The organism is Nocardia pneumoniae NBRC 100136, from assembly GCF_000308755.1.
Taxonomy (GTDB): domain Bacteria; phylum Actinomycetota; class Actinomycetes; order Mycobacteriales; family Mycobacteriaceae; genus Nocardia; species Nocardia pneumoniae.
In genome coordinates this window covers 1-15,324 of the sequence record NZ_BAGF01000046.1, presented here as the reverse complement: position 1 = coordinate 15,324, position 15,324 = coordinate 1, and the positions used below count along the sequence as shown (strand labels likewise).

At 65.6% G+C, this 15,324-nt stretch carries 13 protein-coding genes and 1 pseudogene; 8 read left to right on the top strand and 6 right to left on the bottom strand.

What is annotated here, in order from left to right:
* Nucleotides 1-159: 159 nt before the first annotated feature.
* Both ON34_RS14765 and ON34_RS14760 read left to right on the top strand, forming a co-directional pair.
* Nucleotides 160-558, top strand: coding sequence for a DUF7144 family membrane protein (locus ON34_RS14765; RefSeq protein ID WP_040779751.1), 399 nt, complete (start codon nucleotides 160-162; stop codon nucleotides 556-558).
* 45 nt (nucleotides 559-603) lie between these two features.
* Nucleotides 604-2,043: a DUF2252 domain-containing protein gene (locus ON34_RS14760; protein WP_040779750.1), complete on the top strand. Its 1,440-nt coding sequence runs from the start codon at nucleotides 604-606 to the stop codon at nucleotides 2,041-2,043.
* Nucleotides 2,044-2,182: 139 nt separating this feature from the next.
* Here ON34_RS14760 and ON34_RS14755 read toward each other — a convergent pair whose 3' ends face one another.
* Entirely contained in the window at nucleotides 2,183-3,004 is an 822-nt protein-coding gene (locus ON34_RS14755; protein ID WP_040779748.1) for a class II glutamine amidotransferase, read from the bottom strand.
* 547 nt (nucleotides 3,005-3,551) lie between these two features.
* On the opposite strand from ON34_RS14755, the gene ON34_RS14750 reads away from it, so the two are divergent.
* Complete coding sequence (locus ON34_RS14750; RefSeq protein ID WP_245548035.1) at nucleotides 3,552-5,099, top strand: MFS transporter; 1,548 nt, start codon at nucleotides 3,552-3,554, stop codon at nucleotides 5,097-5,099.
* A 94-nt stretch (nucleotides 5,100-5,193) separates the two neighbouring features.
* On the opposite strand, the gene ON34_RS14745 is transcribed toward ON34_RS14750, so the two are convergent.
* Nucleotides 5,194-6,072: a hypothetical protein gene (locus ON34_RS14745; RefSeq protein ID WP_040779771.1), complete on the bottom strand. Its 879-nt coding sequence runs from the start codon at nucleotides 6,070-6,072 to the stop codon at nucleotides 5,194-5,196.
* Between the two features lie 515 nt (nucleotides 6,073-6,587).
* On the opposite strand from ON34_RS14745, the gene ON34_RS14740 reads away from it, so the two are divergent.
* Nucleotides 6,588-6,908 carry an OmpA family protein gene (locus ON34_RS14740; RefSeq protein WP_040779745.1) on the top strand — a complete coding sequence of 107 codons (321 nt, stop codon included), beginning with the start codon at nucleotides 6,588-6,590 and terminating at the stop codon, nucleotides 6,906-6,908.
* Here the strand turns inward: ON34_RS14740 and ON34_RS14735 are convergent.
* Complete coding sequence (locus ON34_RS14735; RefSeq protein WP_040779743.1) at nucleotides 6,869-7,102, bottom strand: hypothetical protein; 234 nt, start codon at nucleotides 7,100-7,102, stop codon at nucleotides 6,869-6,871. The two genes, ON34_RS14740 and ON34_RS14735, sit on opposite strands and share 40 nt — an antisense overlap.
* An 864-nt stretch (nucleotides 7,103-7,966) precedes the next feature.
* Here ON34_RS14735 and ON34_RS14730 point away from each other — a divergent pair.
* From ON34_RS14730 to ON34_RS36080, 4 genes are all read left to right on the top strand, one after another.
* Entirely contained in the window at nucleotides 7,967-9,130 is a 1,164-nt protein-coding gene (locus ON34_RS14730; RefSeq protein WP_040779742.1) for a hypothetical protein, read from the top strand.
* A gap of 952 nt (nucleotides 9,131-10,082) precedes the next feature.
* Nucleotides 10,083-10,922 carry an alpha/beta fold hydrolase gene (locus ON34_RS14725; RefSeq protein WP_040779769.1) on the top strand — a complete coding sequence of 280 codons (840 nt, stop codon included), beginning with the start codon at nucleotides 10,083-10,085 and terminating at the stop codon, nucleotides 10,920-10,922.
* Between the two features lie 353 nt (nucleotides 10,923-11,275).
* Nucleotides 11,276-11,635: an MmcQ/YjbR family DNA-binding protein gene (locus ON34_RS14720; RefSeq protein ID WP_040779741.1), complete on the top strand. Its 360-nt coding sequence runs from the start codon at nucleotides 11,276-11,278 to the stop codon at nucleotides 11,633-11,635.
* Nucleotides 11,636-12,346: 711 nt separating this feature from the next.
* Nucleotides 12,347-12,658, top strand: coding sequence for a hypothetical protein (locus ON34_RS36080; protein WP_040779740.1), 312 nt, complete (start codon nucleotides 12,347-12,349; stop codon nucleotides 12,656-12,658).
* A 207-nt stretch (nucleotides 12,659-12,865) separates the two neighbouring features.
* On the opposite strand, the gene ON34_RS33580 is transcribed toward ON34_RS36080, so the two are convergent.
* From ON34_RS33580 to ON34_RS38530, 3 genes and pseudogenes are all read right to left on the bottom strand, one after another.
* Nucleotides 12,866-13,246, bottom strand: a complete 381-nt coding sequence (locus ON34_RS33580; RefSeq protein ID WP_157172306.1) for a peptidase inhibitor family I36 protein — start codon at nucleotides 13,244-13,246, stop codon at nucleotides 12,866-12,868.
* Nucleotides 13,247-13,391: 145 nt separating this feature from the next.
* Nucleotides 13,392-14,291, bottom strand: a complete 900-nt coding sequence (locus ON34_RS14705) for an AraC family transcriptional regulator (RefSeq protein WP_051022646.1) — start codon at nucleotides 14,289-14,291, stop codon at nucleotides 13,392-13,394.
* Nucleotides 14,292-14,761: 470 nt separating this feature from the next.
* A pseudogene (locus tag ON34_RS38530) lies at nucleotides 14,762-15,073 on the bottom strand (ATP-binding cassette domain-containing protein); the annotation flags it as partial.
* Nucleotides 15,074-15,324: the final 251 nt, after the last annotated feature.

Here is a 15,324-nt window from a genome sequence, read left to right as displayed (position 1 = left end):
TGCTGCTCGCCGGCCCGATCGGGTTCGATCGAGATCGCCGTGCGCCTGGTCGCTGAGCACAAAACATCAGGCACAGATCGGCGATGCCGCACACCGTCGAGTGGACCAGGTGGAGAATCGTTCATATCTGATCGGATTGTCGAGGGAAAGGAGCGAATCATGTCCGAGAATTCGTCGGTCAAACAGGGAGTCGCGGCAGGAACCTCGATGGGAGCCGCCATCATCCTCGTCACCGTCGGCCTGCTCCAGTTGTTCCAAGGCATCGCCGCGGTAGCCGAGGATGAGGTTTTCGTAGCAGGCGTCGAGTACATCTACAAGTTCGATTTCACTACCTGGGGTTGGATCCACATCGTGCTCGGAGTGCTGATGGCGGCGGTAGGACTCGCCCTGTTCACCGGAGCGCGCTGGGCGCGAATTGCCACGATCGTCTTCGCGGCGATATCAATTCTCGCGAACTTCTTGTGGCTGCCGTATTACCCGTGGTGGTCGGTGCTGATCATCGCACTCGACATCGTTGTGATCTGGGCGGTCACGACATGGAATCCCGAACGCGTCTAACGGGCTTCCCGATTCGAGCAGGACACGCAACTGTGGGCCGAAGCCATGACGGAGCGAAACGATCCCACCGTCGCGGAGCCCGACGAGCATACTGACGCGGCCGACCGATCGACCAGTGCCGACCGTGCCGAAAACGGCAAATCCCTACCGCGCGGGACACCGTCCGGCGTGCTGGCCGAGTTCGAGCCCAGCACTGATCGCGATCCGCTCGGGTTGCTGGAAACCCAAGCCGCGACACGCATTCCCGAGCTCCTTCCGGTGCGGTACGGGCGAATGGGCTCCGCGCCGTTCGCTTTCTATCGCGGCGCGGCCGTGGTCATGGCCGAGGATCTTTCGCGCGCCCCGACCAGCGGCTCGATCACTCAACTGTGTGGCGACGCCCACCTGAGCAACTTCGGACTCTTCGCGACGCCGGAACGCAATCTTGCCTTCGATCTGAACGACTTCGACGAAACCTACCCTGGTCCGTTCGAATGGGACGTCAAGCGACTCGTCGCGAGCCTCGCGGTCGCCGGGCGCGACAACAACCACAGCGCTGAACAACGCAGGAAGTACATCCGTGCTTGCGCCGCCGAGTACCGCGAAATCATGAATCGCCAGTCCGCCTGCGGAGAGCTTGCGGTTTGGTACTCCCATATCGACGCCGTTTCCAGATTCGATGAACTGCGCGAAGTCCTCGATCCCCCAACCAGGAAACGCATAAAGAAGACGATCGACAAGTCCTGGAGCCGAGACAGCGTCCAAGCGCTGTCCAGGCTGACCACCGTCGTGGACGGGCAGCCGCGGATCAGGAGCACGCCGCCGCTGATCATTCCTATCGAGGAGATCTTCACCAGCGCCGACGCGGAGCAGTTGAACCGGGCGCTGATCCAACGGCTCGGTCATTACCGCGACACGTTGCAGCCCGATCGCCGAGTTCTGTTCGACCGATTCGAATACGTTCAAGCGGCACGAAAGGTCGTCGGTGTGGGCAGCGTTGGCACCCGCGCATGGATCGTCCTTCTCCGCGGGCCGGGCAACGACCCCCTGTTCCTGCAGGTCAAGGAAGCCCAGCCGTCGGTCATCGCGAAGCACCTCGACGGCCCGTCGTTCAACAATCAGGGCGAACGTGTGGTGGCCGGGCAGCGGTTGATGCAAGCTGCCAGCGATATCTTCCTGGGCTGGCAGCAGGGCGCGGGCGAAGACGGAGTGGTGCGGGACTTCTACGTCCGCCAATTGCGGGACGGCAAAGGATCCGCCGACATCCGGACCATGTCCCCCGAACTGATGACTCGCTACGGGCGCCTGTGCGCCTGTGCGCTCGCCCACGCTCACGCACGCGCCGGCGACCGGTTCGCGATCGCCGGTTACCTCGACGCGCATGACGACTTCGAGGAAGCGATGTTCGCATTCGCTGAAAGTTACGCCGACCAGAACGCACGCGATCACGCCGCGCTGCGCAAGGCGATTGATGACGGCACGATCACCGCATGGCGGGAGGTGTAAGGAGTGGCGGAGCAACAACATGCGAGTTCGGGTGCCACGCAACCGTCCAGGGGTTCGCGCCGCCCCACCCACCCTCGATTGGGTCCGGCTTCGCGCGCTGGCGTGGCACCGCGAGTCCGATGGTTGATCAGTGGTCGGCTCAGGTTGGTGGGATCGGCTGAAATGGTCGCAGTTCGTCCGCTCCCGCTCGAACAACCCCGGCGCAGGACTCCGGCACCTCGTTCCATGCCCCGGGAAGGTCGCGCAAAGGTTCGGAGACCACGAATCGCGTCGCGTCACCGAGACGGTGTAGCACCTCTACCTCCGGATGCAGAGCGCGCAACTCCGAAATCTTCGTCGAGAAGAACAACGACCGCGTCTGCCGTTCGCTCGAGTAGCGGAAGATCCAGATAGACTCCCCGTCGGTCGTCGCGACCGTCATCTGAACCGGATTGTCCACCTCGTGCGCACGCCCGATGTCTTCGACGAAGCCGACTGCCCTGGCGACGGCCCCGATAGGATCGTCGGTCAGGCCGAAGGTCAGGGCGAGAAAGAACAGGGCTTCCGAATCCGTGGATCCCTCTAGGTCGGGAAACAATGCCGGGTCCAGCGCAGTCACCAGGTCGCGCCTGATCTCCCGGTAGCCCCGCAGAGCGCCGTTGTGCATCCACAACCACCGCCCATACCGGAAAGGATGGCAGTTGCTGCGCTGTACCGGTGTTCCGGTTGACGCACGCACATGCGCGAAGAACAACGGAGTGCGCACCTGGCCCGCTATCTCACGGAGATTCCGGTCGTTCCACGCCGGTTCGATGCTCTTGAACACCGCCGGTTCGGCGCCTTCTCCGTACCAACCGATTCCGAAGCCGTCACCGTTCGTGGTAGTCGGTCCGAGGCGCGCGTGCAGACTCTGGTCGATCAACGAATGTCGCGGCCGGAACAACAGGTCCTCGGCGAGGATCGGCTCCCCTGAGTACGCCATCCACCTGCACATTCGTCAATTGAAACAGAACGGTCGGCAGAATTGACCGGGAACAGGGCATGCCCTGTTGGTGGCGCGTGTCAGCCGACGCCTCGGACAACGCACATTATGGCCTGCTGCCGCGAACCGGCTGTCTCCGCAGGTAGGATGCAGGGCACCCCAAATCGATGAACCCGGAAACCTCGAATTCACTCGCTGCCAACTTTTTCGGTACCGGAACCGGATGGATCGGCATTTCCGCCCCGCCATGACCTCCTGAGCGGACCGCCATTCAAGTTCTGGGGCGGGCGACTGTTCGCAAGCAAGGTGATGGATTGGTTGGAAGACCGAGATCTTTGAGCCATCTGACCGTGGCACTACCACTCGTGTCCGGTGTCCTGCCGATATAGGCGGATCAGATCCCGGTGTGCTGGAGCGGGCGGGCGTGGCGGTTCACACGTCAGCGGGAACCAGCGGATGCCCAGGAGAGGAGCGTCAGATGTCGTCGGCGCCGATAGTGAGGTCGAGCTCACTCGTGCTGGTTGTGTTGGCGTCGGGGCAATTCTTGATGACGCTGGACAGCTCCGTGATGAATGTTTCCATGGCCACTGTCGCCCGAGACCTCGGTACCACGATCACCGGCATCCAGACCGCCATCACCCTGTACACGCTGGTGATGGCTTCGCTGATGATCACGGGCGGCAAGGTGGGCGCCATCCTCGGCCGACGCCGGACGTTCGGGTTCGGCCTCGTTGTATACGGTGCCGGCTCGTTCATCACCGGGCTGGCACCCAATCTGCCGATTCTTCTGCTGGGGTGGTCGCTGCTGGAGGGAATCGGTGCCGCCCTGATCATGCCCGCGATCGTCGCCCTCGTCGCCGGGAACTTCGCACCCGAACGCCGGTCCGCGGCCTACGGCCTGGTAGCGGCGGCGGGAGCGATGGCGGTCGCCGTCGGCCCGCTGCTCGGTGGCGCCGTGACCACGTTCGCGTCGTGGCGGTACGTCTTCTTCGGCGAAGTTGTCATCGTCGTGTTGATTCTCGTGGTGTTGCGCCGGGTCGAGGACGCTCCTGCGATCCATGTCCGGCTGGACCTTGCCGGGTCGCTTCTGTCCGTGATCGGCCTCGGCGCGGTCGTATACGGGGTCTTGCGGTCGAGCGAATGGGGCTGGGTGCGACCCGAGGCAGGCGGACCTGTCGTACTCGGTCTGTCGCCGGTCATCTGGCTGCTGATCGGTGGCCTGCTGACGTTGTACCTGTTCCTGCAAAGACAGGCGTATCTGGTGAAGCGGGGCCGCGATCCGCTGGTCGATCCAGGGCTGTTTCGGAATAGGCAACTGGTCGGCGGGTCGATCATGTTCTTCGCGCAGTTCGCCGTCCAAGCCGGGGTGTTCTTCTCGGTGCCGCTGTTCCTGTCGGTGGTGCTCGAACTCAGCGCGCTCGAGACCGGGGTGCGGATTCTCCCGCTATCGATCGCACTTGTCTTGGCCGCCGCGGGCATCCCCCGGTTCCGGCCGCGTGCCGACCCGCGCCGGGTAGTTCGGCTGGGTCTGGGCGCGATGATCGTCGGCGTTCTGATCCTCGCTGCCGGGATGGACCCGGGCGCCAACGCGGGCGTCGTGTCGATCCCGATGCTGTTGATGGGTCTGGGTCTGGGCGCGTTGGCCTCGCAGTTGGGCGCCGTCACGGTGTCGGCCGTGCCCGATTCGCGGAGCTCCGAGGTCGGGGGACTACAGAACACGGCCACCACTCTGGGTGCGTCCTTGGGCACCGCGCTGATCGGTTCGATTCTGATTGCCACGCTCACGTCGACCGTTATCACGGGCATCGAGAACAACGCCGCTGTCCCGGTGTCCGTGCAAGAACAAGCGACCACGGATTTGGCTGCCGGAGTGCCGTTCCTGTCCGACAGCCAGCTGGCGGCCGCGCTCGACAGCGCCGGTATCGATGACACCACTGCGGACGCCATTCTCGCGGTCAACTCCGAGGCCCGTCTCGAGGCACTGCAAGTGGCATTCGCCGTGACCGCTCTGCTCGCGGTCGCGGCACTGTTCGGCACCGGTCTGTTGCCTCGCCGACCGGTCGCCCTGCGCGACGAGAGGGATCGGCGCGCGTGAGGGGAAGCCGAGCCCGATGTCGAGTGATGACAGGACCGCACGTGGGCGGCCGCACCACGGGCCGCATGCCGGGCCCATGGCTGCCCAGTCGGCATCATTCCCGGTCGCCGCTGGCCTGGCCGCGCAGGTAGTGACCGATGCTGGTCTCGTCCAGAGCCAGTGCCTTGACGATCGATGCCGCGCCCACGATCACCAGCGACATAACGAAAAGCCAACTCACCGAAGTGAAGGCCAACCCCAGCGGACCGAAATGCTCTTGGGCGTTCGTCGTGATTCGAGGCAACAGGATACGGCCTGCCGCGTGGACCGCGGTCAGTCCGACCGCGGTGAGCACGCCGGACACCAACAGCAGACGCCCGGTCAACGCTCCCTTCGTCAGAAGAAAGGGGGCCAGCACCCAGACGAACACCCAGATGACCACTTCACCCAGCAAGGCAAGCAGTCGACCGGCGTAACCGATCTGCGCGAGTCCACGAGTCTGCCCCACCAGCCCGGCGGCAAGGGCTACCGCGAGCAGCGTGGCCAGCCACCGCCAAGCCTCGCGCGGACCGATGGCGGGAACCTTCCAGACCGCCTCGTACATGCGCGCGAGAGCCCGTGCGAACGACGTGCCGCCGAGCAGGACCATCAGCAGGCCGACCACACCGAACGCGGCTATCGACGGATCGGCGGCAAGGGAGGTTCCGTCGACGGACAGCGATCTGGAATCGAAGCCGAACTGGTCGTTGATCGCCTTCGCCGGTGCATGCCAGCCACTGAAGACGGATGCGGCGATCATCACCGGCAACACCGACGTGAAGATCTGGGCGGCGAGCGCCAGCGATCGGTCCACGAGTTGGATCTCGGCTAGGCCCTCGATCACACGGCGCAGCGTCCGTCCATACGGCGTTCCGCGCAGCCGGCCCGCCGCGGCCTGCGTGCGCGCGATGGATACTTCGCGAGCCAATGCCACCGACAACTTCACGGACCGCACCGCGCTCACTGTCCTTCTGCTTGTTCTGTCAGGAATGGTCGTGCGAACTGGTCTCGGTGGAGACGAATCGAACGCTACGCCGAGATTGCCGCAACCACGTCGACTTAGTCGATTACGATGTCCGAGCTCATCCCGGCCGGGACACGCGAGCGCCACAGAAACGGCACTCCGGATGCACCACCTGTGCCAATATCACTGTGCGGGGCGCCACCGATCGACGTGCCCAGACGGACCAACAAGTCCGACCTTGCCGAAGCGCCGACGTCCAGGCATCAAAGGACGCGAACGGAATTCTCCACCGAATACAGGAGTAGGCCGATTATCCAGGACAAGCGTCAGGGGAATCACGATGACCGCGGTGGTTCTGATCATCACTGCAGGGTGTGGGTCCGACAGCGGATCGAATTCGACGACGCCGACGAATCAGAAGACGCACGATATGCGGAGCAGTATCGGGGCGACGGCGTCCTCTGTCGTGAGCTCGGCCCTGAACAGCGCGGCAGAAGATCCAGGATGTGATCAACGCGGCAATCGCCGCCGCGCCGATCACCTTCGACGATGGCAGCTCGGATCTCGGCCCGGTGGATGTCGCCACCATCAAAGCGGTTGCGATCCCGCTGAAGGGGAACGACACGAAAATACAGATCACAACCTACGCCCACGACTCCAACATCGCTGCCGCCAGATCTCTGGCCAAGGCGCGGGGCGACAACATCGCGGCCGAACTGGAGGCCGAAGGGATCGACAAGGCACGCATCGTTGTGCGTGCCGAGGCGAATCCGACAGCGCCGGACGTTCAGGTCGACGAGGCCCAGATCACGGTGGCTGCCGAATAGGCCGAGCACGCGATCACCGGCCCGGCAGGAAACTCCCGCGCTGTCGCCCAAGGGCGGCGATCGACATGGCCGAGCTGCCGCTCGAACTCATGGCAGCGGTGGGTGGCGGAACGTCGAATGGTTCGCATCATCACGGGTTCCGGCGCATAGAGGCGCGTCCAGTTCGCCAGCGTGGCCACGAGGTCGACATTCACGGCAGAACCAGGATTTGCTGTCGACGGAGCACGCGTGCGTACTGGTCGAGTCCCCCTCCGGACACGAAAAAACGCGCATTCAGTGCATCTATGCACTGAATGCGCGTTTTTTGTTACTTCAGGTGGGCTTTTTCGCACCGATACGGTGCATTCCTGCCCTGATCCAGGGCGTAGGTGCCCTATTCGTGTGGTAGAAGTCGAGTCCGGACACGTGTGGGCAATCAGGAAGCTGTTGTCGGCCGTCCAGCCTGCTCGGGGATGGGGCGGATCGAGGTTTGTATCGGTTGACCAGGCTGTCGGGGGCCTGGATCCTGGAAGGAACGCTGCCTGTCGGAGGGGGCGCTGTGGGGGATTCATCCGATGATCTCGGCCAACGAGGAGAGCTGTGAACTGGCCAGTCGATTCTGGAATGTTCGGTGGCGCGAGCTCGAAGCGCTCCGGCCCCGTCGCGGCCCGCAGCCTGTGTTCCGCCCGTTCCGCAAGCCGGGAACCCGCTGTGCCCGAGCACGCCCAGGCGATGTACGACTCGGTCACCACCATCGGTGGCAACGGGCGGTTATCGGACAGCTCGCCACTGAAAACTTGGCTGGGAACCAAATCAGGCCCTGGCGATCGAGACGACCGATGAGGTGATCATCGTGACCGAGTGCAGCGACGGCCCCTATGCGGTGACATCCCAACATCATCTGCACGTGTCTTAAGTAGCCGATGACCGCGCACGCAGAAGGGCCGCCGTCTCGGGATCGGTGTACCGCGGCTTGGCGCCGTGACAGGGCGCGAAAACCACAGAGATCTCTCACAAGTCATGGGAGCGTCGCCCGACCCGGGCCCGGTAGCGTCCAGGGCGACCGAAGGAGATCGAACATGACTGGTGGGCGCAACGGATTCCTGCTGCTCGGTGGTGCGGCGTCGGTCGGGGCGGGTGCGTTGCACCTGTTCGCCGCGGGACTGCATACCGAGCACGCCACCCTCGCCCGGCTGATGGTCGTGCTCGCGGCAGCACAATGCGCGGCCGGGCTGCTGGCTTCGGTGAGCACGCGAAAGGCCATGCCGGTCACGGTGATCGGGGTGAACCTCGTCGCGGTGGTGATCTGGGGGTACACCCGGTTCGGGGGGCTGCCGTGGCCCGACGGCCTCGACACGGCGGAGGCGCCGCAGTTCCTCGACAGCACTTGCGCGGCGCTGGGGCTGCTCGCGATCGCCGGTGCAACCGTCACCCTGGCTCGCCCCAGGGCAACACTGCCCACGGCATCGACCGCGACCGCCGCCGGTCTAGGCGGCGCCCTCGCTGTCGCGGCGATGCTCGGCGGCGCCGGACATGTGCACAGCCACGACGAGGGCGGCCACACCCATGCCGTCGGCGGCGGCCACACCGACCACGACTACGGGACCGGCACCGCATGGCCGCGGCCGTGGGATCCGGCGACCCCGATCGATGTGTCCGGCGTGCCGGGCGTGACCGCTGCGCAGGAGCAGCGCGCGACCGCTCTGATCCGCAGCACCCTCGACCAGCTGCCCGCGTTCGCCGACGTCAGTTCCATCGGCGCACTGGGCTTTCGCTCCATCGGCGACTCGGCCACCGGTTACGAGCACTACGTCAACACCGGCTACATCCGCGACGACCGATTCCTCGACGCCACCCACCCGGAGTCCCTGGTTTACCGCGTCGACGGAGCCGATCGGACCCTGGTCTCGGCGATGTACATCGCCAAGGGCAAGAAGATCGACGACACCGAGCTGGTGGACTACGGCGGGCCCCTGATGCAATGGCACGTCCACGACAACCTCTGCTGGAAGACGGGCGCCGACGGTCCCCAGGTCGCCGGTGTTACCGACACCCAGGGCAACTGCCCGCTCAACTCGATCAACCCTGGCGCGGGCAATCCGATGGTCCATGTCTGGATCACCGCCAACCAGTGCGGACCGTTCGCGGCCCTGGAAGGCCACGGCGCAGGGCAGGCGGCCACCACCGTGGACGGCCATCGCACTGATACCTGCTCCCACGATCACACCGGCGGGCACCGCTGAGCGGCCCCGCGCCATGGCGTGAACTCGCGTGCAGCCCGTTCCTCCCGAAAAGGCCAGCGCTGCTGCCGAACTCACTAGATCAACGCATGACGAGCTGTCGGCGTCACCTGCAGCGGGAGCACCACAGAACTCGCCAGAGGTTGGACTGCGACGCGACACCAGGCACCGGCACTCCCCACGCCGACGCCAAACGCCCCCTCATGCCGATTGCCGGAGGGTAGGGGGCGATGGGCGCGCCCGCCCCGAGACTCCCTCTGACTGGCCGATATTGGCGCTGACACCTGATCCTGAAGCAGGCCCCCGGCACGGATCGCGCTGACGATGGCGTTTCGCAGGCCGTGGCTGTACAGCTGGACCAGCGAGCCCATCGGTAGGCGCGCGGTTCGCTGCGTGGGTGTCCAGGACCCAGGTCCTCGGATGCCTCACGCCCTACCCCCCCAGCCCGGGAAAGCCCCGTCAACAGGCGAGCTACCGGCAAACGCGACGATCCCATGACTTCCCCCGATCCTGTCCGATGCATCAGACACCTACACCAATGGTCGCAGCGATCCCCCCGAGAGGTATCGGTCGTTCACCCGACACCCACCGGACCCACTGCCCTCCACCAGGCATCTCCGGGGCCGAAACCGAAACCCGTCCATCCATGCAACCGGGCACTGCCCCAGCCGACCGACATCCACCCTCATAACGCAGAATCATCAAAGGTGAATGTCAGCGGCCACCGGGAGTTCCCCAAGTACGGCCAGTTGCGACTCCCCGTGAGCGGCCAGTTGTGGCGACATGGCATACCGCGAGCATTCAGTCGGGACAACCGCTCTTGTCGGGTTCGTGGCAATTGCGGGAGTGTGGACGCGATCTCGGCTGCACCGATGACTTTGGGGTGAACCTGTCGTCTACACCTCTGGAGATACCGACAGACAGGAGTTCAGGCATGGGACCGTTTCGGTTGGGCATGACGTCGGTGCGGGCAAACGGTGTCGATCTCGGCATCGAGAGCTTCGGCCGCGAGGACGATCCGCTGGTCCTGCTGGTCGGTGGCACAACGATGTTGTCGTGGCCCGACGCGCTGTGCGAGCGGCTCGCCTCGGGCGGCCGGCGCGTGGTCCGCTACGACCTGCGTGACTCCGGCGCGTCGACGACCCTCGACCCGGAGAACCCGGCATACGACCTGCGGGATCTCGCCGCCGACGCTGTCGCGCTGGTCGAGGTGCTTGGCGCCGGGACCGCCCACCTCGGTGGTGTCGGCGTCGGCGGGATGGTCGCTCAGGTCGCCGCGCTGGACCACCCGGACATGTTCTCCGCACTGACTCTCGCCGGCACCCGGCCGGTGGCGCCGGGCCCGGTCGACGAGGACCTGCCCGACCACGACCCCGCGGTCATGGGCGCGCTGTTCTCCCGCCCACGGCCGGACTGGACCGACCGAGATGCTGTCGCGGCGTTCGCCGCCGAGGGCGCCGAGCCGATGGGTAACGATCCGCAGCAGGCGCGGGCGACGGCGGCCCGAATCTGGGACCGGACACCGTCGAGCGATCCCGCGGTGCACCAGGCGAACCAGCTCGGGATGGTGTTCTCCCGGATCGACTGCGCCCCGCGCTGGCGGGAGCGGCTCGGTGAGCTCGACGTGCCCACGCTCGTGGTACACGGTCGCGCCGACCCGTTCTTCCCGGTCGGCAACGGTGAGGTCCTCGCCGCCGAAATCCCTGGGGCCCGACTGCTCGTCCTCGACGACATGGGCACCGCTCTGCGCCACGCCGCGGCCGACCAGGTCGCTGCCGCCATGCTCGCCCTGTAACCGCCCGGCTGGGAGGCATCCTGAGCCAGCGGAACACACCTTAATGCCGCTGATCGCGCTGACCGAACCGGCCCTGCGCGGCACCTCGCAAGATCAACGAGCAGTAGTGCGCGTCCGACGCTGGCCGATCGCACCATCATGCCGAGTACAGGGCGTCCGCAGGAGCGTGTACACGACCTCGACTGCACCGATGAATTTCGGGTGGCTCCCTCGTCGAAACTTCTGGATAGACCGAAAGACAGGAGTCCAGACATGACTGACCTGCCGACGTGGCGAAAGCTCGTGCGCCGCAGCGGCGGTGGCGGGCACCAGTTCCTGAGGTCGCATTCACGCGGAACCGAAGGAGTCCGACCATGGCGGTAATCGAAGACGTCAGCCCACTGGGGGCCGAGTTGGAACGCTCGTACCAGGTCTATGTACGTGGCAGGCTGAAGTTCCGCGTCAAGCAAATCGTCTACGTGGCGTTCTCACTCGACGAGACCGTGATGGGCTTCGCGTTCCCCAGAGAGGAGCGAGCGGCCCTCGTCGCGAGCGAGCCGCACAAGTTTCAGATGCCATCGGCATCGGACATGCGCTTCAACTGGATCGAGTCCAACCTCGCGGCCCTGGACCCGACCGAGGCCCGTGAACTCGTCGTCGATGCTTGGCGCATGGTCGTCCCCAAGAAACTTTCCCGCGCCTACGATCTCGCTTATCCCCAAGGGTCGGTCTGAGGCTCGGACTCCACAAATCCGGTCGTCGACGTCGCCGCACATGAACGTCACGCGGGTGCACCCGAGCGCGTGCTCATGCCGCATTTCGCCCAGCTTCCGCCCCCGATCGTTTGCTACTTGCTAGCCCCGGCGGCCAGATAGCTCTCCGCTAAGTGGCCGTATTGGGGGGAATTCCAACTGGCCGCTGACAGGCGAACAAAACCGTTCCGTTCCCTCTGAGGAAGCATCGTCGCCGTCGTTGTCGAAGGCGAGAAGGGCCGATGCACCGTGATTATGGAGCACCGCGCCGATGAGTTCGCCGCCCGGCCTCGATCATCGGCAGCTACCGGTCCGACGCTGCAAGAGCCCCGGACAGCGCGGTGTCGCGAAGCGGACAGGTTCGCGGCCCCTATGGACTACAACGCGCGAGCCGGGAGGCCCACGAAACCGCGAACGAAGTGGTGCTCGGCTCCGTCGATCGGTTCGATTTCGGCGAGATGTGCGCTGGCGATCCCGCGACTGATCTTTCCGCCGCCTGGATCCTGTTGCCTGCCGGTGTGGCGAGTCGGTTCTTCGACGCCTATGGGGAGGCCGACGAAGCGACCATCAGCCGGGCCCGAGCCGGGCCCGTGGCTGGGCCGTCCTGCCCGCCTACCAGATGTGCTCCTAGGGGTCGCCGGGCAGCGCGGTCGCCGCCGACTGGCCGGCCACGATGCACCGCAGGTCGATATCGTGCTGAAGGAGGGGTGGCCGACCGGGCAGCACCGTGCCGGCAGCGCGGTCATGGCCGCGTGGAGTATCCGCTCCCCGTCGGCCGCGGTCACCGCGTACATCGGGTCGCCGCCGGTCTCGATCTGGCTCGCGTCGGCGCCCCGCCGGGCGATCCGCGACGAGATCGGCGGCGACACGCCGTGCCGCCTCACCACGGACGAGATAGTTGCCGTTGACCCGGGTGCCGTCCGGCAGGGTGACCGAGTTGCGCACCGTGTCCGCGCCGGGCCCCGCGAACCGTCCGGCGGCGATCCGCCCGTACTGGATCCATGATCCGGTAGGGGTTCGGAGTTGACGGCGTGGACGCTGATCAGGCGTGGATGACCGGCGAGGGGCTGAACGGCGCGGGCCGCAGTGCACTCGCACTGCGTACGGCCCGAATCCGGGCGTCGAACAGCCGTAGGATCGAATCCGCCGACAGACAGTAAATCCTCCCGGCTGCGCGCCGGGAGGATTTCCGAGTATTGCAAATTGCAACCCTCAGCCGCAGACCCACAGGGCGTCGGCCTTGTTGTCGCCGTCGGCGGGCACATTGCCCTTGCTGTTGTCGGGGACCGAGACGAGCAGTTGCCACTCCTGACCGGTCCAGTTGTAGACGCCGACCGTATTACCGGTGCGGTTCCAGTACGAGCTCAGACGATCTCCGTTTCCTTCGTTGCCGATGTCGTGCAGCAGGCAGTTGTTGTCGACCTGCACGAACATGCCGGTGCCGTTGCGGTGGTCGTAGCCGCAGAACAGTCCGCCCGGGCAGTCGTAGGCCGCCGACGCCGGCGTCGGCGCGAGGGCTGCGCCGTACCCGGCGACCGCGAGGGCGGCCGCCGCCGCGCCGCTGAGACGGCGAAACACTCTGAGTGAGAACATGTTTGACCCTTCGAAGCCGATGGGGACCGAGATCGGTGCGGCGGAAATCCGCCGCATTCATGATGGGTGGACCGGGCCGCCCGCGACTATCCACCTCGCGCGAGTTCTGTCCGGGCTGCGCGGCAGGTTCGGCGCTGGCGGCGGGTCAGGCGCGCAGCGTCACCGACGGCGGCACACCCCATCGCCGCCGGTACAGGGCCGAAAAACGGCCCAGATGCCAGAACCCCCAGTCCGCGGCCACCGCGGCGACCGTCGTCAGGGTGGGGTCCGCGGCGACGAGCGCGGTGTGCACGCCCACCAGCCGGGCTTCACGCAATCGCGCCGTCGGTGTGGTGTCGAGATATCGGCGGAAGCCCTCCTGCAGGCTCCGCACCGAAAGTCCCACTGCCTCCGCGATGTCGGTGATTGTGAGCAGTTCGTGCGCATGGTCGGTAATGAGTTGCTCCGCCAGGCGGATGGGACGCGGCGTCGACTTTCCGGGGGCGCCGTCGAGCAGGAGCTCCGAGTAGCTGTTCGGCTGGGCCAGCAGGAATTGGGACATCATCAGCTGCTCGATTTGCGGCCGCAGCCGCGGATCCAGGAACAGGCCGGGGCCTTCGGCGTCGGTCTGCAGCATGCGCAGCGATTCGAACCAGATGCGCGCGGCCGGTGACCGCAATTGCATGGCGATGGCCATCCGCAGCGGACGGGTCGGCGGCCGGCCCAGCATCCGCCGCAAATGGTCGTCCAACGCGGCACGGTCGAATCGGACGAGGAGTTGCCTGCTGCTCTCGTGCCAGTTCATGTCCAGGGGCGCGTCCGGGTCCGGAACCGAGGCCACCGCCGGGTCGGAGGCAATATCCGCGGTCCCGTTGAGTATCCGGACCCACCCGGCCAGCGGTATTTGAACCAGGCGGAAGGTTTCGATGGGTTCGGTCCGGATCCGAACCTGGACCCCGTAATGCTTGTAGACGAGGCCGACATCGCCGTACCGGACGACATTGCAGCTGGCCTCCATGGTGGAAGCGCCCGGGTCGAGCCGGTGTTCACGCAGAATGCCACTCATCCCGGCCCGGGCCACCTCGGGGTCAGCGGTCCGAAAATAGCGATGCCTCGACAGCGGTTCAACGAACATTCCGACTGCCCTCCAAGCAGCAGGCGCCGCGCGAACGGTCCTGGATCAGTGAATGTCGAAGGTATTGTCCGTCGACACCTGCGGCACACAATCGGTTTCGGATTTCGTAGCGGCCTCCACGCCCCCCATGCCAGCGGCCTTGCCGGGTTGTCCAACGCGTGGTGAGCGGTGTCACCGGGATGGGGGGCGTTATCGAGCCGGAGGCGGCGCAGTTACTCGGCCGCCGCGCGCGCCTGCTCCACCAGCTCATGCGCGATCCGGACATCCACCTCACCCCCGACAGGGCGAGACATGTTGTTGTTCAACGTGCTCCCGCCTCGCTGAAGTAGCCTGCGGCTGCTTCAGCACCTGTTCGGACTCACCTCCACCCCAAAGTTCCTGACAGGCCCGCCCAACCTTGATCATGTGCAACAGCGTCGTGCCGCATGTAGGGAGGCAGTCAATCGGATCCATAGTCGCGGTCGAGGACGGCTACGTCTTCCAGCGACGCCCGCTCGACAACGCCTACCGCCGATTCGTCGACAGGCACACCCGCTGCGCAGATTCTCCGCGATCGTCCCCGGGAACTGGGTGGGTCGCTGGAACACCATGCCGATCCGACAGCGCAGCCGCAGCGGATCCAGCTCGACGACATCGGTGCCGCCGAACAGGACCCGGCCGGAGGTGGGCACTTCCAGCCGATTGCACAGCCGCAGCAGCGTGGACTTGCCCGACCTCCTGCCCGTTCAGGCCGTCGCCGTACCAGAACATCATGGCTCGTCCTCACTCGCGTCGCCCGTGCCAGCGGCGCAGATTCATCCATCCAGCGCAGGTTGCACATGTTGACTGAACTATGTTCGCAATCTTTGCAGCTCAGCGAGGTTTTCTGCTAGCTTTCCGCGCCGTGCGTGATGAGGGGTGTGAACGCGATCTGTCGGTTCTTGTCGTGCCGGAGGTCGGTCGGTTGGAGGCGACTGGTGATCCC